At 64.2% G+C, this 19,125-nt stretch carries 20 protein-coding genes and 3 pseudogenes; 13 read left to right on the top strand and 10 right to left on the bottom strand.

Translation table 11 applies throughout. The features are described from left to right. Positions 1-180: 180 nt before the first annotated feature. The 3 genes from GFS60_RS39530 to GFS60_RS33460 form a co-directional block, all read right to left on the bottom strand. Complete coding sequence (locus GFS60_RS39530) at positions 181-420, bottom strand: hypothetical protein (RefSeq protein WP_236603631.1); 240 nt, start codon at positions 418-420, stop codon at positions 181-183. 58 nt (positions 421-478) lie between these two features. Continuing rightward, a complete protein-coding gene (locus GFS60_RS33465) occupies positions 479-703 on the bottom strand; it encodes a hypothetical protein (RefSeq protein WP_159928703.1) in 225 nt (74 codons plus the stop codon). A 560-nt stretch (positions 704-1,263) separates the two neighbouring features. Then, entirely contained in the window at positions 1,264-2,208 is a 945-nt protein-coding gene (locus GFS60_RS33460) for a phospholipase D family protein (RefSeq protein WP_159928701.1), read from the bottom strand. 254 nt (positions 2,209-2,462) lie between these two features. Between GFS60_RS33460 and GFS60_RS33455 the strand changes: the two genes are divergently transcribed. The 5 genes from GFS60_RS33455 (at position 2,463) to GFS60_RS33440 (ending at position 6,312) form a co-directional block, all read left to right on the top strand. Further along, entirely contained in the window at positions 2,463-2,690 is a 228-nt protein-coding gene (locus GFS60_RS33455) for a hypothetical protein (RefSeq protein ID WP_109335662.1), read from the top strand. Between the two features lie 129 nt (positions 2,691-2,819). Then, positions 2,820-2,990: a hypothetical protein gene (locus GFS60_RS38805; protein WP_201453694.1), complete on the top strand. Its 171-nt coding sequence runs from the start codon at positions 2,820-2,822 to the stop codon at positions 2,988-2,990. A 210-nt stretch (positions 2,991-3,200) separates the two neighbouring features. Then, entirely contained in the window at positions 3,201-3,545 is a 345-nt protein-coding gene (locus GFS60_RS33450; protein WP_159928699.1) for a hypothetical protein, read from the top strand. After that, positions 3,542-5,515 (top strand): hypothetical protein, encoded by a 1,974-nt coding sequence (locus tag GFS60_RS33445; RefSeq protein WP_159928697.1) that lies wholly within the window; start codon positions 3,542-3,544, stop codon positions 5,513-5,515. Before GFS60_RS33450 ends, GFS60_RS33445 begins: the two co-directional genes overlap by 4 nt. Continuing rightward, positions 5,515-6,312, top strand: coding sequence for a hypothetical protein (locus tag GFS60_RS33440; RefSeq protein WP_159928695.1), 798 nt, complete (start codon positions 5,515-5,517; stop codon positions 6,310-6,312). Before GFS60_RS33445 ends, GFS60_RS33440 begins: the two co-directional genes overlap by 1 nt. 168 nt (positions 6,313-6,480) lie before the next feature. Here the strand turns inward: GFS60_RS33440 and GFS60_RS40505 are convergent. Both GFS60_RS40505 and GFS60_RS33435 read right to left on the bottom strand, forming a co-directional pair. Continuing rightward, a pseudogene (locus GFS60_RS40505) lies at positions 6,481-6,632 on the bottom strand (putative dsRNA-binding protein); the annotation flags it as partial. A 210-nt stretch (positions 6,633-6,842) separates the two neighbouring features. After that, a complete protein-coding gene (locus tag GFS60_RS33435) occupies positions 6,843-7,532 on the bottom strand; it encodes an RBBP9/YdeN family alpha/beta hydrolase (protein ID WP_236603630.1) in 690 nt (229 codons plus the stop codon). Positions 7,533-7,591: 59 nt separating this feature from the next. Between GFS60_RS33435 and GFS60_RS33430 the strand changes: the two genes are divergently transcribed. The 4 genes and pseudogenes from GFS60_RS33430 to GFS60_RS33415 all read left to right on the top strand — a co-directional run. Continuing rightward, positions 7,592-7,975, top strand: coding sequence for a MerR family transcriptional regulator (locus GFS60_RS33430; RefSeq protein ID WP_236603629.1), 384 nt, complete (start codon positions 7,592-7,594; stop codon positions 7,973-7,975). Positions 7,976-8,056: 81 nt separating this feature from the next. Continuing rightward, positions 8,057-8,845, top strand: coding sequence for a DUF3626 domain-containing protein (locus GFS60_RS33425; protein WP_442972216.1), 789 nt, complete (start codon positions 8,057-8,059; stop codon positions 8,843-8,845). A 669-nt stretch (positions 8,846-9,514) separates the two neighbouring features. Then, positions 9,515-9,787 (top strand): hypothetical protein, encoded by a 273-nt coding sequence (locus GFS60_RS33420; protein WP_159928693.1) that lies wholly within the window; start codon positions 9,515-9,517, stop codon positions 9,785-9,787. A gap of 133 nt (positions 9,788-9,920) precedes the next feature. Further along, positions 9,921-10,628: pseudogene (locus tag GFS60_RS33415) on the top strand (HNH endonuclease family protein); the annotation flags it as partial. A 56-nt stretch (positions 10,629-10,684) separates the two neighbouring features. Here the strand turns inward: GFS60_RS33415 and GFS60_RS33410 are convergent. Beyond that, a complete protein-coding gene (locus GFS60_RS33410) occupies positions 10,685-11,563 on the bottom strand; it encodes a hypothetical protein (protein WP_159928691.1) in 879 nt (292 codons plus the stop codon). A gap of 147 nt (positions 11,564-11,710) precedes the next feature. Between GFS60_RS33410 and GFS60_RS33405 the strand changes: the two genes are divergently transcribed. The 4 genes and pseudogenes from GFS60_RS33405 (at position 11,711) to GFS60_RS40500 (ending at position 16,627) form a co-directional block, all read left to right on the top strand. Then, positions 11,711-12,358 (top strand): MspA family porin, encoded by a 648-nt coding sequence (locus GFS60_RS33405; RefSeq protein WP_159928689.1) that lies wholly within the window; start codon positions 11,711-11,713, stop codon positions 12,356-12,358. Positions 12,359-12,389: 31 nt separating this feature from the next. Further along, complete coding sequence (locus GFS60_RS33400; protein ID WP_159928687.1) at positions 12,390-13,988, top strand: hypothetical protein; 1,599 nt, start codon at positions 12,390-12,392, stop codon at positions 13,986-13,988. Between the two features lie 92 nt (positions 13,989-14,080). Further along, positions 14,081-14,782, top strand: a complete 702-nt coding sequence (locus GFS60_RS33395; protein WP_159928685.1) for a DUF5642 family protein — start codon at positions 14,081-14,083, stop codon at positions 14,780-14,782. Positions 14,783-15,344: 562 nt separating this feature from the next. Next, positions 15,345-16,627 (top strand): annotated as a pseudogene (locus GFS60_RS40500) (DUF3644 domain-containing protein). A 166-nt stretch (positions 16,628-16,793) separates the two neighbouring features. On the opposite strand, the gene GFS60_RS33380 reads toward GFS60_RS40500, so the two are convergent. From GFS60_RS33380 to GFS60_RS33370, 4 genes are all read right to left on the bottom strand, one after another. After that, on the bottom strand, positions 16,794-17,324 hold the full coding sequence (locus GFS60_RS33380; protein WP_159928679.1) for a hypothetical protein: 531 nt from the start codon (positions 17,322-17,324) through the stop codon (positions 16,794-16,796). Between the two features lie 128 nt (positions 17,325-17,452). Beyond that, a complete protein-coding gene (locus GFS60_RS38800) occupies positions 17,453-17,611 on the bottom strand; it encodes a hypothetical protein (RefSeq protein ID WP_201453693.1) in 159 nt (52 codons plus the stop codon). Positions 17,612-17,651: 40 nt separating this feature from the next. Then, entirely contained in the window at positions 17,652-17,864 is a 213-nt protein-coding gene (locus GFS60_RS33375; protein WP_159928677.1) for a hypothetical protein, read from the bottom strand. A gap of 180 nt (positions 17,865-18,044) precedes the next feature. Further along, positions 18,045-19,115, bottom strand: a complete 1,071-nt coding sequence (locus GFS60_RS33370) for a PDDEXK nuclease domain-containing protein (RefSeq protein ID WP_159928675.1) — start codon at positions 19,113-19,115, stop codon at positions 18,045-18,047. Positions 19,116-19,125 lie beyond the last annotated feature (10 nt).

Below are 19,125 nucleotides of genomic sequence, written 5' to 3'. Positions count from 1 at the left end.
GTAGGTTCGGCGGCGACCACCACACCTACGCTCCAGGTGCTGATGGGCGTCCCGCGGATCGGCTCCCAAGGGCGGTAGCGCCAGAGGTTTCTGGCGGCGTCGATTGCCGTAGCGGTGGCGGGACTTGGTGTTCGGTGCGTATCGCCCTGAACGCCGGCGGGATGCCGCCAGGTAGCGGCGTTAAAGGACAGCGGCAATCAGACCGGCAATGCCGGCGATCGCGACGAGCACGAGAAGACCCAGCGCGAGCGACCCGAAGACGGCGCACACAAGGGTAGTCAGCAGCGCCAGACCGACGGTCACGGCGATGCCCGCTTCCCAAGACTCGAGGAGCGCTGCGCAGCGCGGCGCACCGTCATCCAAGTCGGCTTCCGGCGGAGTCTGTGTGGTGGGTCCATGCGGGCTGGCGGCGACGGTCACGGGCGGTGCGGATCCTTTCCAAAGGTCGAGACAGGAGATAGGTGGACTGGTGCACCGATCACAGATCGGCCAGCACCGGAAAGAGAGCGATCGCGGACACCGTGATCCCCGCGACTCCTGCGACGACTCCGAGCAACGCTCGCAGCGATGCGGGCTCATCATCCGCTACGCCTGACCGGGAGGCGGCGAGAGCGCCGCAGACCACGGCGCTCACCCCCAGGATGAACCCGAGTCCGGACACCCAGAACGACGCAATGGACAACGCGCCCAGTAGAACCGACACCGAGGGTAACCGTGATCGCCCACGCGGTACCCGCGGTCGTGCAGGCGTGGAGGAACTCTCGTTGCCTGCGGCACCTGAGTTACACGGGGTGGCAGCGTTCACGATCCCTCCTCCATTGCCTCGGGTAGCCCGGTCGTCGATGCGACGAGACGGAGTGCCCATCGATCCAAGGGCGGCCGTCCAGCCACTGTCCAGCCGGAACAGTGCGCTTGGGCTTTACCTAGGGACTGCGTTCGAGCCCAGCGGTTCTCGCAGGTCCGTGTCATCGTTTACACAAAATTTAGCACTCGCATTGGTGGAGTGCTAATGGTTTGTCAGCGGCATGCCGTGAACCCGGGGGACGTCCTCGCGGCGACCGTGTGAACGAAGGACGCGAGTACCTTCGTTTCGTGGGAATGGAGTGCTTCGGAAGTGAAATCCGAAGGCTGGCAGCACCGCATAGGCGTTGCTCGGAGTCGCGGGCAACGTGTCGCGGGATCTACCGCCGTCTAGCGTTTCCAATGTGGGTTCTTCGGTTCTGCGGAGCAGACCTCACACGTATGTACAGTCTCGCCGAACGGTCAGAGGCCCCACAGAGTGAGTAGCGCCGTCCGCAAGCTGGGGGAGCGGACGTAGTGATCGGTCCGCAGCCGTGAGCCGGGGTGCCCGAGGTCGGTGAGCGTTTTCTCGGCGTCGTTGAGAGGCGCCGGTGGCAGGTCGGTGCGGGTGCGTAGGAAGAACAACACCGCTCCGCCCGATCGTGGGATCCGCATCGGGTCGGAGATCACCACGGCCGGCGGGTGGATCCACTCGTCGCCGGTGGAGACGAAGACAATCACGTCACCGCGCCGAATGGTGCCGCGTGTGTCGAGGCGGAGCGAGTCGAGCTGGTACTTCACCACCGGGCCGCCGGCGGCGTTGTGCCGGCCCCGCTGGGTGTCGAGGACCTGCTGTTCGGTGTCGGTGGGTTCGTAATCGACGGCGTGTTTGACGAACATCCGGCGTACCGGTGTGGGCAGGAAATCTGTGTCGGTGCGAACGCGGCCGGTGACCCCGGGCAGGGGGACGGCGCGGCCGATCTCCCACTCGAGGATCGCGTCGTCGAGGAACACCTGATCGACCTCGGTGATCTCGTCGAGGCCGTCGATGAACTGACGGACACCGGCGACGATGTCGGGGTCGTCGGTGATGATCACGGCGTCGTCGGCGAGGGTGGAGTTCTCGGATGCGTTGGCCGACCCGATCACCGCCCGGGTACTGGTGGCGATCACCTTCGCGTGCAGGGTCGGTGACGACAGCACCCGCACCCCCTTGTTCAGGTAGTAGGTGAGGGCGGCGGGGGAGGTGGCGTGCGCCCGGATAGCGGCCTTGGAGGCGTTGACGACCAACAGGTCCCCGGCGCGCAGCGGGAGCAGCTCGGGTGCGTCCTGGCCGAGGTAGCCGATCGCGGCGTACCGGGCGCCCCGAGTGCGGATGGCGCGGGTGATGTGCGGCCACGGGCTCGGCCCGTGGAAGGTGGTCCCCATACCCACAGACGGTAACCGGCGCGCCTTGCGTGTGGTGCCGGTCCTGGCAACGCTAAAAGAAGCTAAAAGGGGGGCGCCGCCGGTCCGTCGCTCCCGGCGCGCGTCGACAGTCGCGTGGAGCGGGCTGACCGCGGTCGCCCCAAGTGCAGTGATTCGACCAATTCTCAGTTGAGGAGAATGTGTCGGTACCGGCCACAACGGTCGGTCCAGCACTCTTACGCTGTGAGCACCACGACACCAGCGAGAGAAGGATCATGAGTTACGAAGCGATCTACGACGGGGTCCGCTATCCACTCGCGGACGCGGCCGCCGCGCACGGACTCGAGGACGCTGTCAGAGGCATCTTCGAGAACAACGGCAACGGCGGATTCGTCGGTTTTGTCAGCCAAAACTCGACGGTACGCCTGCTGATTACACCGGCGACTCCGATTGCGATTCGCGGCAGCGACGAGCCGAACCCGAGCATCGTCTACCGCTGGTAACCCCACCCAGAGCCGATACCCCGACGGACCGCGACGGAACCTGGCGTCCTCACCGCTCGAGGTGTCACAACACTATCCGCAACGACCCACCGGTCCGCAAAAGGAGGAGTAGGGTGCCCAGCCTCATCTTTGGGCGGCGTCACCTACGGCATCAGCCCCACCAGATGCGAGGCCACCCGCGAACTGCTCGCCCGCTTCGCCGAGGGACACACCATAGGAGTGACCATGTCCCTCACCCACGGCGGCGCTCGACACCACCTGTACATCACACCTGGGGTGCCCATCACGCTGGTGGAGTGACGAGTCCGGCCGATCATCGACTCCGGTTTCGCGAGAAGGCGCGTGGTCCAGGGACCATGCGTGACTCCGCGTCTCGGATCCCCGCACACCGTACCGATTACTGCGCGCATATATGCAAGCAAGTTCACGCGCGTAGATACGTGCAAGAAGGCTCGTAGTGGGTAGGATGACTCAACTGAAGTAACACGGGCGGAGACGAGTGGGGTGGGTATGGCGAAGACGGGAAACACCGGGGGCGGCGCCCGCCGCCCGACCGGGGGCGGACGCGGCGGTGCCGCTCGGTCGGGAAAGCGCGGTCCCGATGAGGGGGGCGTCTCTGGGTCGGGAACGGCGAGTGCGGAGTTGGCGGCGAAGCTGGAGCCGCGGAAGGGGCCGACGAAAGTTCCGCTCAACACCCGGGTACTGGCCTCGACGGAGGCCCGGTTGAACTGGCTGGTGAACCACCGTCAATCCACGGTGACCAACGTCGTGGACGTCGCCCTGCAGGAATTCTTCGACCGCTACCGGGTCCCGCCGGCCGATCTCGACGGCCGGATCGCCGAGCAGGAGTCATGAGCTCCCCGTGGGAGCAAATCCCCCTCTTCGCCTTGCCCGACACCACCGCGGCGACACCCCCCAAATCCGCCGCCGAAAAAGACGGTTCCCCCAACGCAACCGATCAGGCGGGTGTCACCGAGGAGTCGGGCCCGGAACCCACCGTTGCCACACACCCTGACTCACACGAGCCGGGGAACGCTGAGCCGGACGAGCAGGGGGACGCTGAGTCGGACGAGCAGGTTGATGTCGCCGAAACTCCCACGGTCGCCGAAACTCCCACGAGCCCGGAGTCTCCCGACGTGGATACCGCCGACGCGGACAGCGACGTGGCCGGGAGCGGCGCGGTCGATCCGCCGGCGTGGGAGGCGTTGCCGGCGGGGGAGGCCGCGGATGGGCATGCGTTGATCGTGACCGCCGCGGGGACGTATACCCCGTCGGGGCGGGAGTTGACCGGGCCGGTCGATTCACTCGAGAAGCTGGACAAGCTGATTCGGTGGGCCTCTTTGACCCCGTTGGGTGCACCCGCACAGATCTGGATCGTCGGGTTGGCTGCATGTGAGCTCCTCGGGTGGGTGATCGATCCGGGCAGTGAGGACGACGTCGACGATATGGAAGCGTTGCGGACCCGCGCCGCGTCGGAGTTGACCGCCACCCTGCATGCGACCCTTCCCCCGCTACTCGGTGCGGGGTGGGAGCTGCGCGGCGAACCCGGGCATGTGGTGCACCTGTCCCGCACGATCGGGAACTTCACGTCGATGGTCGATGTGGTGATCGAACCGTATGTGTGGACGTACTGGAACAAGGACTTCGGCTGGCACAACCGGGTCGGCGATATGGGTGTCCTCGGCTCACCCACGGCGGGAACCTATCTCCCGGACGACGACCTCCCGGCGGCGCGGGAGCTGGGCCGCCGGCTGGCATGGTGCGCCCAGCATCTCGGGGTGCTTCCCGGGCCGACACCGGCCCGCACCGGCGCGGCGATCATCGACAAGATCAAACGGGAACGCACCCGATCGGGTAAGGGCATCGTGGTGACGACCGCGGGTCCGGTGCCGCCGCTCGATGGTGCCCCGCGCGGGGACCTCGAGCCCGCGGTCGGCTGGACCCGGGTCCCGGAGGCGAGTGACCTCGCCGATGCGGACCGGTTGGTGTCGATCGACCAACGCGCCGCCTATTTGGCCTCGGCCGGGATGCTCGAACTCGGTTACGGGCAACCCACACATTTGACCGGTGGGGCGGCCGCGGCCGCGGCGGTGGGGGAGAAGGGCACCCCGTTCGGGTTGTGGCGGATCACCCTGCCAGCGGGGCAGGCCTTGTCGCTGCCCGAGAAGCTGCCGTTGCCGCACCCGCACATGCTCGCCGATCAGCCGGTGCAGACCTGGGTCACCACCGTCACTCTCGATGCCCTGCGGGAGCCGGTCGCGGATGGTGGGATCGGTGCCGATCTCGACGACCTCGACGTCACCGAGGCGTGGGTGTATCCGCAGCAGGGTCGGGTGCTGGACAAGTGGGCGAAGATCCTGCGTGAGGCCCGCAAGACCGCTGTGGACACTTCGGATGCGGCGATGAAGGGGTTTCTCGGGTCCTGTTACAAGGGGTACATCGGGCGGATGGTGAACCCGGACATGTGGACCGCGACCCGGATGCAACATCACCACCAGCCGTTGTGGCGGGCGTCGATCATCGCCCATTGCCGGTGGCGGGGCCGCCGCGTCGCGATGCGCATCGCCCGCGAACACCATCGTTGGCCGGTCCGCACCGTCACCGACTCCTGGGTATACCTCCTCCCCAACGGTCAAGACATTGCCGACCCGAGCGGCGCGCTGGGAAAGATGACGGTGGAAAAAGACGTGGCCCTCACCGACACCCTCCTAGCCTCCATGGCGTCGGCTGCGGACGTGCACGAGGTGAACCTGGCGATCAAGGCCGCCTTCACCGACAACGAGGACACCGCCGACGACGACGACGACGGGGCGGGGGTGGACTGATGGCGCTGCATCTGCCGAAGCCGCGGACCAAGAAACCGGCCCAGCAGGCGGTCGGGCTCGACGGCCTCAAAGTCTCGGTGGCGAATGCCGCGACCAGTGGGGTGGAGAAGTCGAAGCAGGTCAAAACCGGGGGACTGGCCGGGCTGACCAGCAAGGTGACGGTCAAACAGTTACGCACGGAGCTCGGCAACGAGGGTTTGCGGCAGGCGGCGATCGACGCCGGCCGCACCCCACCGTCGGACCGCACGTTGCGCCGGTGGGCGCAACACGGCCGTATCCCGCACCCGGATGTGCTCGAGCGGGCGCAACGGCGGGCGGCGATCGAGCGCCTCGGCGGTATCGATGCCGTCGCGGCGAAGATCGGACGCTCCCGTTCGGCGGTGTCCCGGTACCGGTCGGGGGAGACGAACGAGTTACGCGCGGACGCCAGCAAGAAACTGAAAACCGTGCGGGCCGAGGACATCATGAAACGCGCCGGGGTGTTGCGCCCCGATGGGACACCGAAGACCGCGGTCATCCGCGTCAGGGGTGGTGTGATGGTCCGTAACGGCGCCGACGAGGGCTACGACTACCGGGTCCGTACATTGGATTTCGCGAACTCGGACACCCCGTTCACCCCTGAGGAGTCCCGCGAACTCGCCGCCGCCCTCGCTAACGATGATCATGCCCGGGTCGTGGCACTGCTCGAGCGGCACGCCACCCTCGACTACCCGGAGAACAAGGGCTTCGACAGATACAGCGACCAATTCGGATTCCACTTCGACCACATCGACTCCGTCCACATCGACTGGATCTGATTTCAGACGGACCGAACCGCGACCGGACGAGTCGTTTCGGCAGGTCAGCGTCGCGGAATCGGTGCTATCGCAGAGTGCTGCTATCTCATCTAGCGCTCCTCGCAATGCCGGGGGCTCGGTGGGATCGGATAGCAGGAACCCCTTCAGCAGGCACCTGTCGTCTTCAGCGCTGAAAAGTGTCTCGATGAGCGCGGTGGCCGATGCGGTCTTCGCCGCCGTTTTCGTGGTCGTGTCAGCGGTGGGCTGTGGCCGGCGAGGCGCACGGTGGCGGTGAACCGAGGTGCGTGTGCGGGCCCCTCCGTGCAGAAGTTCCACTCAGGTCATCGCCATGAGTGACGGGCGTAGAATTCCGTGCGCCATCCCAGCCTCGGTTAAACGATCTCTCACCGATCGTCGAGTGGGACAGGATTACCGCCGTAGTGGGTGATTCACGACGTCAGGCAGATCCCACACGGAATGTCCACCGACTGGTGAGGTGATGAGTCTCGGTACTTCGATGTCGCCCATGCAGTGGTCAGTTTCGGACATTGTCACGTGGTCGTTGCGTCGGCGATCTGAGCGCAACCGTTGACCGTCGGCCGCGGTAGAGCGGGTTGCGCGGCGAGCCGGCCGCATGCCCTCCGGTGGTGAGGCGTTGAGGAATTGACTGGGGTACTAGCGGTCAACGCCTTCTCGAGGACCGCGGGCACTGCGGTAACCCCATTCTCGGCGAGGAAGTGCCCCGCGCCTGTAACCACCTGCGGAGTTGCCATCAACTGGTTGGCCAGTCGATCTGTGTGGTCCGTCGGGACATAGGGGTCGTCGTCGGAGCGGATCACTGTCAGTCGGCCGATGTGATTCGGAATGGAACTAACATCGCAGCCTTCCCCGATGTACCCGTCCAGGTTCGGCAGCGCGGGGAGCCGTTCGAGGAATCCCGCGACCAGGATCAGCGTGCCTAGCCGCCATGGCCGCTGTAGAGCCACCAGGTAGCGAAGGACGGTCAGGCATCCGAGGCTGTGAGCGATGAGGATAGTTTCCTCGTCCGGAATGCCAATTTGCCCCGCGGCATTCAGCCAATTTCTCGGATCCGGCGCCTCCGGGACCGGAAGTGCTGGAATCAATGTGGGGATGCCAGCGGATTCGAGATGCTCGCCCAGCCAGCCGAACCAGTGGTCGGACGGAGTCGCGGCGTAACCGTGGATGATGATTGCGCGGGCCGTTGTTGGTTTCGTAGTCACGTTCGGGGACGATAGTGGTTCACGCCAGTGTGAAGGTCAAGGCGACGAGGAGGGAAACAGTGCTCATCGGGGAGTTCGCGCACCGGACGGGAGTGAGCGCTCGGGCCCTGAGACACTACGAGGATCAGGGACTGCTCGAACCGGTCCGGGACACCAACGGGTACCGGCATTACGCTGCTTCAGACGTGACCGTCGTCGAGCAGATCCAGGCCATGATCTCTGCTGGTCTGGGCACCAATATGATTCGACGCTATCTGGACTGTGCCCGTACTGGTGTCCACGGCACCTCTCTGGAATTGTGCCCCGACTTGAGGTCCGAACTTGACCGCATCGCGGCACGCCTGACCCAGCAACAGGCTGCCGTGGCCGCTACCCGTCAACGCTTGGCCGAGTTGACGGGCACACAGCTCGTCACTGATGAACGGGCAGGCACTCTCGGGTGAGTGCGTCGGGTTAGTAGCGTGCCCCGCCCGGTGCGGGTTCGGCTTGCGGACAACTGCGACGATCGATCAGATAATCACTGCGTGCCTGTCGATACCTCTCCCGGAGCCACTGCCGTCGCACACGCGCGCAGGCTCGCCAAGGGCGTACCGCTCGACCGGACACTACGTGTGACACTGCACTTTCATCCAGACCTGCCCTTCGCCGGTAGTTCGACGCTGCAAGCCATCGCGGACAGAGGCGCTTACCTGTCACAATTTGAGACCCAGACCGGCAACGGCGGACTGACTGCCCACCCCGGCGGCGATAAATGGAATTGGGAAAGCCGCATCTTCGGCGGCGCCTACGACGAGCACCCGCCTTCTCAGCGACCGAGGTACGGATCGCTGAACTACCGCGCCGACCCTTACGGCGGGTCACCTCGATTCGGCTCCTCCTACTTCCTGCTGGCCGAGCACACCCTCGACCGCACCACCTTCTGCTTTCCCGACAGCGTCTTCGAGCCCGAACTGTTCGGCACCGCCGATGCGATGAACTTGATGGAGGCCGCAGCCGCGGTGGAATTCGACGATCCGCTCGACGACTACATCGAGGCACACGTCCACGGCACCATCGACATCGCGTCAGATGTCGAAGCCCTCGTTCTCGACCCAAGCTACCGCCACACACCCTTCGACGAGATCGCCCGGCGCTCGCCTGCCCGGTATTGTGGCACGACGGATACCAGGTGGATGTCGAGGAGACTGCGCATCATCCCGACTACCGGGGGCCGCACATCGTCGACGTGGCCCGAGACATCGCACACCAGGGCGAGCTTACCCCGTCCATCCTCGGTCGTGCACGGTGTGAGCACTTCGATCCGCAGGACCTGAAAAAGGTGTGGCACTACATCGCCCGATACGGCACTGAGCCAGGGTACCGGTGCATTCGAGGAAGGCGGACGGCTCGATTCCGCTGAGCAATCCTGAAAATGTCAGCGCCGTCGTGAGTCGACGAACCGGTAATCGCGCAGAAAGAGGCACCGAACGGCTCTGATCCACCTCGGCGGCAACCGCCACGTCCTCGGCGTATCCGGCAGCAATGAGTTCTCGAGAGGTGGCCCGGTGACCATTTCCGTGACGGGGCTAAATGGAACTGGCACGCTTTAGACCTGGCGCCCGTTGTCGCGACAGGACCACTGTCCTCCCGTAGGTGGCGGAACTCGACCTCACTGGTTCTGGGCACGCATCCAGGTTCTCCGAGTGACATGAAATCTGGAAAGTGACACCACGCCGCGGAACCTACAAACCCTGCCGAAAAGTGGCGACTCGGGAGTCGCTCCGTGTCACTCATGGTTTGTGGGGGGTGACTGCTGCAAAAAAAATATACGCAGCGTCTGCGGCAAAACTCCTATTCAAAACTCTTGTTCCTCTGCAGAGGTCAATCGGAGTGCCTCTGCCAATGGATTTGGGCAGGTAGGGACTGAACTGCCGGAACGATGACGGCGCCGTGCAGCGGACGACGTCGGTAACAGCACAGCCGACGTTTACGACGTTGATCGTGTGCGGACACTGATACTGATCGGAACGGCCCTCGGGCTCGGTGCGGGCCTGATATGCACCGGTCTGTTCGCCTGGTGGCTGTCGTACCCGGTCCGCTTCTCGGTGGGCTATGTGGGCGATCCGTTCGCCTCCGATGGAGCCACTGGTGACACGGACTCCGTGAATCCCATGCCGTTCCTCGCGGCGGGCCTCATTTTCAGTGCAGTCCTCGGGGCGGTCTCCGGCCTCATCGCCGCACACCGCGGCTGGCAGCTGATCCGACACACAGCCTGACCCAAGCTTTCACAGGCGCCAGGATGCTCGACGTGCAGCTCGCGTCACTGCATTTCAGCCGGGCCGACTACCGCGGTTGTCGGAGGTACCAGCGATACTCGTGTGCACAGCAGTCACAAGGTAACAGGCGCATGCGTCATCGACCCCGGACCGCACTTCTCGCCCTCGGTGCGGTCACCGCGCTGGCCTGTCCGGGTGCTCGGCCATAGCCGATGCAAACCCGGACACCGGCTCCCTCGGGGACGCACCAGCCGCCCCGTCGGCGGGGTTCGATGTGGCACCGGCGTTGGCGAAGCTCGACACCCTGGCGGTCAAAGGCCGCGCCCCGAAGACCGGCTACACCCGTGAGCAGTTCGGCCCATCGTGGTCCGACGACAACGGCGTCGAGGGCGGCCACAACGGTTGCGACACCCGCAACGACATCCTGCGCCGCGACCTGGTCGACCTCACCTATAAGGCCAGCACCCGGGACTGCGTGGTGGCGACCGGCACCCTGCATGACCCCTACACCGGCACCACCATTGCGTTCGTGCGTGGCCAGGACACCTCCACCGCGGTGCAGATCGATCACGTCGTCGCCCTGTCCGATGCGTGGCAGAAGGGCGCCCAGCAGCTCAGCCCGGAGCAGCGCCGCGACCTGGCCAACGACCCACGGAACCTGCAAGCTGTGGACGGCCCCACCAATTCGAAGAAGTCCGACTCCGACGCCGCATCCTGGTTGCCGCCGAACAAGAGCTACCGATGCACCTACGTCTCGCGCCAGATCGACGTCAAATCCCTCTACCGGTTGTGGGTAACCCAGGCGGAGAAGGACGCGATGAGCCAGGTCCTGCACTCCTGCTGAAGCGAACCTGACCGATGGCTATCCCACCGGTCAGGTGGAGGTGAGACCAGTTGTCAATGGTTGTCATCGATTCCGAACAGGCGTGTTACCCATTCGTCGATCGCCTCCCAAAGGGTTTTGTCGACGCGTTCGAGGCCTCCGTGCCACATCTCCCAGACTCGACCGGTGTCGTCGCGTGTATCCAGAGCGACTGCGTTGTCGGAGGCGTCGCGGCAGACGCCGACGAGTTGGTCGATGTCGGGTAGCTCGGATTCCACGATCTCTACGAAACGGAGCTCGTTGCTCACGGGGTCCCGTGATTGCCCGACGTACTCGAAATCGGCTGCCTCCCCAAAGTTCGAGATCCGCGGCATGTCTTGAGCTGGCATCAGGCCGATGGGGTCCTCGTTGAAGAATCCGTTCTGCACGGTCGTATAGAACGTCCTGAGCCCGTGATCGATCCCGGCGGTGAACAACGGAATTTCGTTCTGCGGCAATGGTGCTAGCCCGTATGCGACTCGAAAGTATGAAGTGTTGGCTTCCCCGAAGATGTAGGCCAGAACCACGGCGGTCCGGCCATCCTCAGAGAGGGTCGCGCGGCACAGTCTGAGGCTGGGTGCGGCGTCCCGGACGATCCGGGTGGTGCGCGGGAGTTGCCCGGGGATCGCGTTGTCCCATGCCCGGAGCGCGACGTCGACGGGATTGTTCGAGGTTTGCGCGTCGATCCACCATCGGGGGATGGTGCCGGCCTCGTCGTCGCTTAACTGGTTGGCGTCAATTGCTTCGAGATCGTGGAACGGATGCCGCGTCGCCAGAAGCTGTACAACTTCTTGGTCCGTGGTCACAAGCCACACCCTTTCTGATCCTTCGTCGTGCGACGGGTTCGCCCCCGGAAGTATGCGCGTGACGTGGCCTCTCCCGCCCATGACTTTAGCAACTGTTCCTTGCCCCAACGCCGGGGCCGTATTCGCGGTGACCTGTCACAGCTGGAAGGTAGCTGGTGTTGTTGTCTGTTACCGTTCGCGGAGCCGTGCGGGGGGTCGTGGGGCATCGATCCGGCGTGCCCGCCCCCTGATTCACGTTTCACGAGGGGGATAGTTATGTCGGTTGCTGTCAGAATGCTGCGCGGGTTGAGTATCGGGTCGATTGTGGCCGTGGGGGCTATGGTCCTTGCCGCGGGTGCAGGCTCGGCGGAGCCGAATCCGGTTCCCGACGCGTTCGAAACCACCACGACCGGCGACGGGTGGGTGCTGAACATCCGCAAGACCGGCGAGATCGTCAATCAGGTTCCGAACCTGGCTGCCTCCCAGTTCAGTCGGGAAGGCTTCGTCTCGTACCGCGCCGAGGCCGATATCACCGGTAGTGGTGATGCGCCGGTGAACGGCGCCTCACTCGAGACGGGGTATCAGGTGGGCTGCGGCATCGATGTGTCCTCGGGACTTGCGGTGGGTCTGGGCCTCTCGGTGGGGCCCTCGATCGGGATCTCGGCCACCGGGCCGAAAGCCGATCTCGGTGCGCAGGTTCAGCCGAACGTTTCGACGACGCTCAAGCCCGGCACGATCACGGATGTGCCGTTCAAGACGAAGGAACTGGCAAACGGAAAGGCCGGGGTGTCGGTGAAGAACGTGCACCTCAAGATCGATGGGTGCATGGGCCCGGTCTCGATCCGCTCCTACGTCACCTTCTCCACCACCAGTGACTCTTTCGACGACACCGTCGCCGCCTACGGCCCTGTCATGTGGTTGTAGAGAGCGGGGACCGCGGGGGAGAGGCGAGATTGTGAGACGTGCACTACGGGCGTTGGTGTGTGCGGTGCTGGTGGCGGCTCCGGTGGTGGCGCTGACGCAACCGGCATATGGGGCCCCGGAGACACCGGCGCAGCGATGCGAACGAGAAACGCAGATGTACAACGATGCCTGGGAGTCGTCATGGCTGTCCGCGCATCCCGGGGATCCGGGACCGGTTCCGCCGCCCCCCGCCCCGTATACCTGTTATGACCCGGGTCCTGAGCCGGAAGACGAGCCGTTCGATCCGACTGATCCGGTCGATCCCGGTCCCGACTCAGGCGAGGGGTTGGTCACCGAAACCAATCCCGATGCAAACTCGCCACTAACTGTTCAACCGAACCTCAATGGGCCCATTATGGTTCCGCAGCGGCAGCGACAGCCACCTGCTGGTCCGGCCGAACCCGGGATCCTGTCGGATCCTGACGCCGAACCTGCGGTTCCCGCCGAGAGTGCGGCTGTTCCCGAGGCGCAGGAAGCGGAAACTCTCGAGGAGGAGGCTGCTCGCCGGTCGCTCGAGGAGGTTCTGGCCGACTGCACACCCGATTTGATCCCTGGTGGCGTCAACCGCACCGCGCTGACTCCTACGCAGGTCCAGGCCTATGACGCACTGAGGAAACGGGCGCCGTCCGATACCAATCGAGACCGGGTCACGGACGATGTGGCGGCGGGCAAATACGGCGACCACTATGTCAATACGCCCAGCAAGAACTGGCAGGCAGATCATGTCGTCTCGCTGAATCGGTTAGTGCAGATACCGGGGTTCATGCAGTTGCCCCTCGAGAAGCAGATCGAGATCGCCGATTCCCGAGAGAATCTGCGTCCACTGCACTCCCAGTGGAACAGCTCCAAACAGCAGAAGTCGATCGGTGACTGGGAAGGTCCGAAAACGACACCCAAGCCGGAGTTCAGCGACGAGGATCGGAAGTTGCTGTGCCTCTACGAGCGTGAAGCCCAGGTCGCGATCCTCCAAGCCCTTGCCGAGTACTACCTCAACCAAGCACTACAGATCGTGGTCCCGGGAGCAGGTCAGCCAGGTTCACCCCCGCCCGCTTCCCCGGAGACGCGCGAGGTCGCACCGTCAGCCGAACCGTCAGCCGCACCATCGGTGGAACCGACGGCGTACCCAGAGATCCCGTACACCACACAGCCGGAAATTTTCACCGAGCAGGTGGTCCCGGAGGTCACCACCCAGGTGGAGCCGGAGTTCCCCGATACCTCGGTGGCGGAGATTCCGGTGACGACCGTGCAGGAGATTCCGGTGACAACGGCCGCACCGACGCCGACCACGAGCGCGGTGCCGCTCTCCTCGGCGGTCCCGACTGCACCGCCCACGGAAATCACGACCTCGGTACCGGCGCAAACCTCCGTGCCGTCGCCTTCGGCACCGCCGGCGGCCCCGAGAGCGTCTTCCCCGCCGTCCGTGTCGAAGCCGCCGGCAAAGCCCGCCGAACCCGACGACGATGACGAACTCTCGACATGGGAGAAGGTCGGGGTCGGAGCGGCTGTGGTGGGTGTCGGCGTCCTCGTCGTTGTTCAGCCACAGATCGGGATTCCGCTCGCCGTCGGCGGCGCCGCGATGGCGGCAAGCTGATGAGAAAATTCGGCACCGGAGTACGCCGCGCCGTGAGCCCACGCCAGCTCGGCGAGAAACACACCAATCCCGACGGAACAAGGAGAACGCGGATGTCCGCGAAGGATGAGCATGTGAGCAAGGGCCACCGGGCGGCGTCGGTTGCGGTGACGGTGCTGATGGTCGTTTCCGGCGGCAGCGTGCTCGCCGCGTGCGGTTCGGCATCGGCCAATGATCCGTCGGGGTCGTCGCCGACAGGTCTGAGCACCTTGCAGGATCAGGCCCCAGAGGGTTACACCGCGAAGGCGTCTGGTGTGACCACCGTGACTGCGGAGCTGATCGCCAAGGCCACACCGACTACCGAGGGCATGGAAATCTGGCCGGCACAATGCGCCCAGTCCTTCCAGTCCTCGGCGGCCTACCAGGAAGGGTCGACGGTGGAAACGGTGACATTCACCGGTCAAGGACAAATGATCGTCATCGGGTTGCAGTCACAGAAGGAACCCCACCCCGCCAATGACGCTGACAATGTCTGTGACACCGGCTCCTTCCGGGCGCCCGGAGGTGAAGGGTTCTTCCGTGTTCCCGACCCGGTCGACCTCAATGGGGTCCCGGCGAAGGGCAAGCAGATCATCACGTTGACTCCCGACGGGTCTCAACAGTCAGTCACGGTCAGCTACACCGCGAACCTGTCCGACCGCGAGGTGCTCACCCTCTCGGTCATCCCGGACCTGTCATCGAACGCCCCACGCCTTGTCGTCGACAGCGGCAGGGGGATCGACCTGTACAAACGCGCCGCCGAACTCGTGCAATAGCTGAGTCGTCGACAGGGACCTGCACGAGCCTTTGAAAGGGCAGGTCCCGACACGATTCCCGCCGAATGATCGTGTCGGTGACTCCCAGTAGGATCCAGCTTTTGTCATTCGAACAGGAAGTGGAACCGAATCAGGACGCGGATGTGGTCGGGGCCGCCCAGCGGGTTTGGCGCCGGACCTGAGCGAGGAGACAGCCACACGAATCGCCGGCGCTGTCACGTCGTCACGGGCACCAGGCACCCGCCGTGTCTACGCCTCCGATTGGCGGCGCTTCCGCAACTGATGCGAGATCCGAGGACACAAAACGTTGCCGGCGCACCCAGTCACTGTCGCCGTACCTGGTCGACGCCGCCGACATCGTTAATGGTGAAGGGAGCGGGCGTATTCGCCATCCACACTGAGTCGATGGGTGTCAGTCTTCGGGCAATACCACCGGACCGCAGGCATGCCTAACCCAGCGGGAGAGGCACTGGTGCCCTCGGGTGTTTGCCGGGCGTCCGACGCAGCAATCTCGTCGGCCTGAGCTGTGGGGACGTTGCAATGCACCCTTTGGACGGGGAGCATGTGCGGTTCCGCGGGTCGAAGACCGATCAAGAAGGCGCCAGTGCGGTCCGGGCACTGCCGTTCACCACCAAACCATGCCAGTTGCCATCGTGCGCCCGCGCGGCTGCCGCGGCCTGACCATCGTGCTGGTCTGTCAGAATGTTCCTGGATGGCTTTTGTTGTACGCGCAACTTCTCGTTGCGGCACGGTGACAGTAGGAGGCTCGCGTCAAGTGGCTCGTCCCCAGCGTTGGGAGTTGCTCTTAAGGGCCTCGCAGCAAGAAGCTCTATTGGCCGTCAGTCTATTCAATGATGCTGGACGTGAGCGTGCCCTGGAGGGCTTCGTCATTCATATGCACATCGCGTGGTTGTATGCGTTTCAGGCGAAATGGATGCGAGACGGCGAAAACTATCACGTCCTCAGGTCCGAGCGTCCAAGGCGGTACAAGCAGATCAACGGGGAGCGAATGTCACAGCCCCTTGAGTGGTTCCTCAAGCAGGAGTACCCAAGCGAACAGTCCGCGTGCGGGCGAATCTTGAGTTCTTCATTGCGCTGCGCAACAAGATCGAGCACCGGCACACGGGCACGGATGACGCGCTAATTACTGTGGTGAACGGTGAGTGCCACTCGATGCTCCTCAACTATGAGGACTTCGTCACGGCGTTCGCTGGCCGCAAGTATTCCCTTGCCCACCGCCTTCATTTCCCAGTTTTCATTGGCGGCTTCACCGACCAAGGCAAGAGCGACCTGCTTAAGCTCACAAAAACCTTGCCGAAGGATCTGCGTACCTTCCTCGCCGAGTACGACGCCGGCCTGAGCGATGAGGTCTCGCGCGATCCCCGTTACTGCATGCGCCTGACCATACTTCTTGAGAGCGGCAACAGAAAAGGGGACCTGTCGCTGCAGTTTGTCAACTACAAGGACCTGACCGCTGACGAGCGTCGGATGGCTGAAGAGATCGCAGCAAAGAAGCGCTACGTGATTACAAAACAGAAAACAAGGCCCGTTTCGAACGACGATAAGCTCAAGCCGGGTAAAGTCGCAGAGTTGGTGTCAGCCGAGATTCCGTTTCAGTTCACACCGTCATACGAGATGGCGGCTGCATGGAGGAAGAACAACTGGCGGCCGCCAAAGGGATCCAATGATCCCGGGAACACCCGGTCGGAGTTCTGCATCTATGACAGCGTGCATAGGGACTATCTCTATACCGAGTCGTGCGTGAAATGGTTGATCAAGAAGTGTAAGACGAAGTCGGGCTTCGTAGAGGCGACTGGATTGGCACCGCGACTGAAGGCCGACTGACAGAGTGTCGAAAGAACCTTCGAAGTGTGCGTAACATCGACTAGGGTTTCCACCTTGACCACCGATAGTCCTAGATTCTGTCAGCCTAAGCTTCGGAATGTTTGGCAAACTAGTCGTGGCGGCATGACGTTGTAGCGCTGGAATGCCTCGACGTCGAAAACGCTGGCTACCAGAAGGTTTGGGGAGATCCAGCGGTCCCGGCGGCGAGGACCCGTTCTTCGATCACTTCTAAACCTTCCTGCTTGGATGGACCGGTGCGGACGGCGCGGGTGTGGCCGGCGGTGCCGCGGACGTCGGCCAAAGGTCTGGAGAGATCGCGGTGGCGCGGGTGGTATTCGCTGCGGTTGAGGGCGTTGGTACCCAGACGCAGGTGACGTGGGTTCGGACAACCGTCGAAGGCGCACTGGTGACACAGCACCGCATCACCGGTACCCGACCACCCCAACCGCGGAATGATCCCGTATTCGAGTTGGTACGCGAACAAGTTGGCCGGGACGGTGCCGCCGCGGGACGGTCCAGGCAGGCTCACCGCCAGGAAGGATCCGCGCCCGGTCGGGCTGACCCCGCCTAACCATGATGCGCAACGGGTTTCATCCCTCGGTTGCGGCGCACCGATGAGGGCGAGTTGCTCGAGCGACCGGACGGGGACGGGGGGCATTCCAGGCAGTGGCAGCACCGGGCCGGCGGCGAGCGTCATCGTGGCCTCCTCCCGTCCGTGCTGTTACGGCGAAGGTAAGGGCCGGGTTCCGACATGATCGCTGCCGTTCATGGCTGGTGTTGATGCGGTACCCGGATCGTCGCTGAGAACGGGGGAGGTGGCGCGGGTCAGTGTTGTCGGTCGTGACTGTTGAGTTCGTCGAGGACCCGATCGAGGGCGGTGGTCGGGATACGGAAGTCCGGCCCTTCCGCGTCTCGAAGGTAGGCGCGCACGTTCGCGAGCAGGGCGAGGTCATGCTCGAGGTCGTCGGTGGTCCGGTCGGTCACAGCGTCATCCTCCTGAATGCGTTCGAGTATCGAGGATTCTTCATCGGGTGTGGGGGATCGGGGAAGACGGTGATGTCGGCGCCACGGGCGGGGCGTGTTGGCTGATCTGAACGCCGCCGACGGTGCCGAACTGGTCGAGGTCCATGCGGAACACCACCCCGTGCTGCGGGTCCCATTCGTAGGTGCCGTATCCGTGCTCGGTGTGCTGCGGCCGAGTTCTGCGTGGGATCTGTGCCTGGTGATCGCTATCCATCGTCGCCCTCTCTATCGTCACACGAATTCACAATTGTGCATTGCTGGGATTGCGGCTGAGTGAGAACGCTTTTCGTGCTCACAGTCAACGGGGTCAAGGCCCGTGCTGGGTCACGGAATACGCCGCGGGTAGCGCGTTGCCGGCCATCCTCTCACCCATCTCACCGATCTCACCGATCGCTCATGGCTGTGCATCACCGTCCGGTCGTCGGCTCGCCTCGAGGTGGGTGAGTGTCTCGCCGACTGCGGACGCGAGTTCGTCGTCGGTGGGGACGAGTTCCCGGACGGGGGCGGGCAGGGTCGCGTAGGTGTAGTCGGCGACGGCCAACGGTGCGGTGGTCCCGGCCAGGGAGTAGCGGACGACGTTGTCGTTGCGGCCGGCGCACAACAGGATCCCGATCGTGGGTGCGTGCTGGGTGTGATCGCGCAAATTCTCGTCGATCCAGGACACATAGAAACCGAGCTTGCCGACGTACTCGGGTTCGAACCGACCGACCTTCAGCTCGACCACCACGAACCGGGCCTGGATCCAGTTGAAAAACAGCAGATCGATGTAGAAATCGTCACCGTCGACCTCGAAGTGATACTGCCGACCGACGAACGCGAAACCGTGCCCGAGCTCGAGCAGGAACCGCTCCAACCGGGCCATCAACGCCGCCTCGAGCTCCCGCTCGGCGACCCGATCGCTCAGATCCAGGAAGTCGAAAACATAGGGGTCACGAACCAACTGTTGCGCCAGGTCGGAGTCACCGGTGGGCAGGTGTTCGGCGAAATTGGACGGCGCCGCCCCGATCCTCTGGTCGAGCCGGTTCCTAATCTGGTGGGACAGGACGTTGCGGGACCAGCCCCGCTCGAACGCCGCGGCCGCGTACCAATCGCGGGTGGCCTGGTCGTCGAGACGGTCGATCAGCACCGTCACATGTCCCCACGGAATTTGTCCAACAGGCTGCTGGACGAATGCGCTCCGCGGCCACGCCGAGGCGATCTTCCGCATGTAGTGCAAGTTGCTCCGGGAGAATCCACGCATCTCAGGAAACGCCGACCGCAGATCAACAGCGAGCCGGTCGATGACCTTGCTGCCCCACCCCTCGGCATGCTGGCGGTCCAGGATCGCCCGGCCGATGTCCCAGTACAGCAGCAGCAACTCCGTGTTGACCACCCGCGTGGCCCGGATCCGGGCCTGCTGGACCTGCGTCTTGAGGTGTTCGAGGAAGTCGCGGTAGTCGTCGGGCAGCAGTCCGGAATCGCTCACCCGGTCATCT

The sequence above is a fragment of the Rhodococcus sp. WAY2 genome, from assembly GCF_009859915.1.
In the GTDB taxonomy this organism is placed as follows: domain Bacteria; phylum Actinomycetota; class Actinomycetes; order Mycobacteriales; family Mycobacteriaceae; genus Rhodococcus_F; species Rhodococcus_F oxybenzonivorans.
This window is presented reverse-complemented; position numbering and strand designations above follow the sequence as displayed.

What these genes read in the sequence shown, in the direction of transcription:
- GFS60_RS33450 (WP_159928699.1), top strand. Translation starts at nt 3,201, where the DNA reads ATGGCGAAGACGGGAAACACCGGGGGCGGCGCCCGCCGCCCGACCGGG.
- GFS60_RS33380 (WP_159928679.1), bottom strand. Translation starts at nt 17,324, where the DNA reads ATGACGCTCGCCGCCGGCCCGGTGCTGCCACTGCCTGGAATGCCCCCC.
- GFS60_RS33440 (WP_159928695.1), top strand. Translation starts at nt 5,515, where the DNA reads ATGGCGCTGCATCTGCCGAAGCCGCGGACCAAGAAACCGGCCCAGCAG.
- GFS60_RS33405 (WP_159928689.1), top strand. Translation starts at nt 11,711, where the DNA reads ATGTCGGTTGCTGTCAGAATGCTGCGCGGGTTGAGTATCGGGTCGATT.
- GFS60_RS33375 (WP_159928677.1), bottom strand. Translation starts at nt 17,864, where the DNA reads ATGGATAGCGATCACCAGGCACAGATCCCACGCAGAACTCGGCCGCAG.
- GFS60_RS33455 (WP_109335662.1), top strand. Translation starts at nt 2,463, where the DNA reads ATGAGTTACGAAGCGATCTACGACGGGGTCCGCTATCCACTCGCGGAC.
- GFS60_RS33445 (WP_159928697.1), top strand. Translation starts at nt 3,542, where the DNA reads ATGAGCTCCCCGTGGGAGCAAATCCCCCTCTTCGCCTTGCCCGACACC.
- GFS60_RS33395 (WP_159928685.1), top strand. Translation starts at nt 14,081, where the DNA reads ATGTCCGCGAAGGATGAGCATGTGAGCAAGGGCCACCGGGCGGCGTCG.
- GFS60_RS33460 (WP_159928701.1), bottom strand. Translation starts at nt 2,208, where the DNA reads ATGGGGACCACCTTCCACGGGCCGAGCCCGTGGCCGCACATCACCCGC.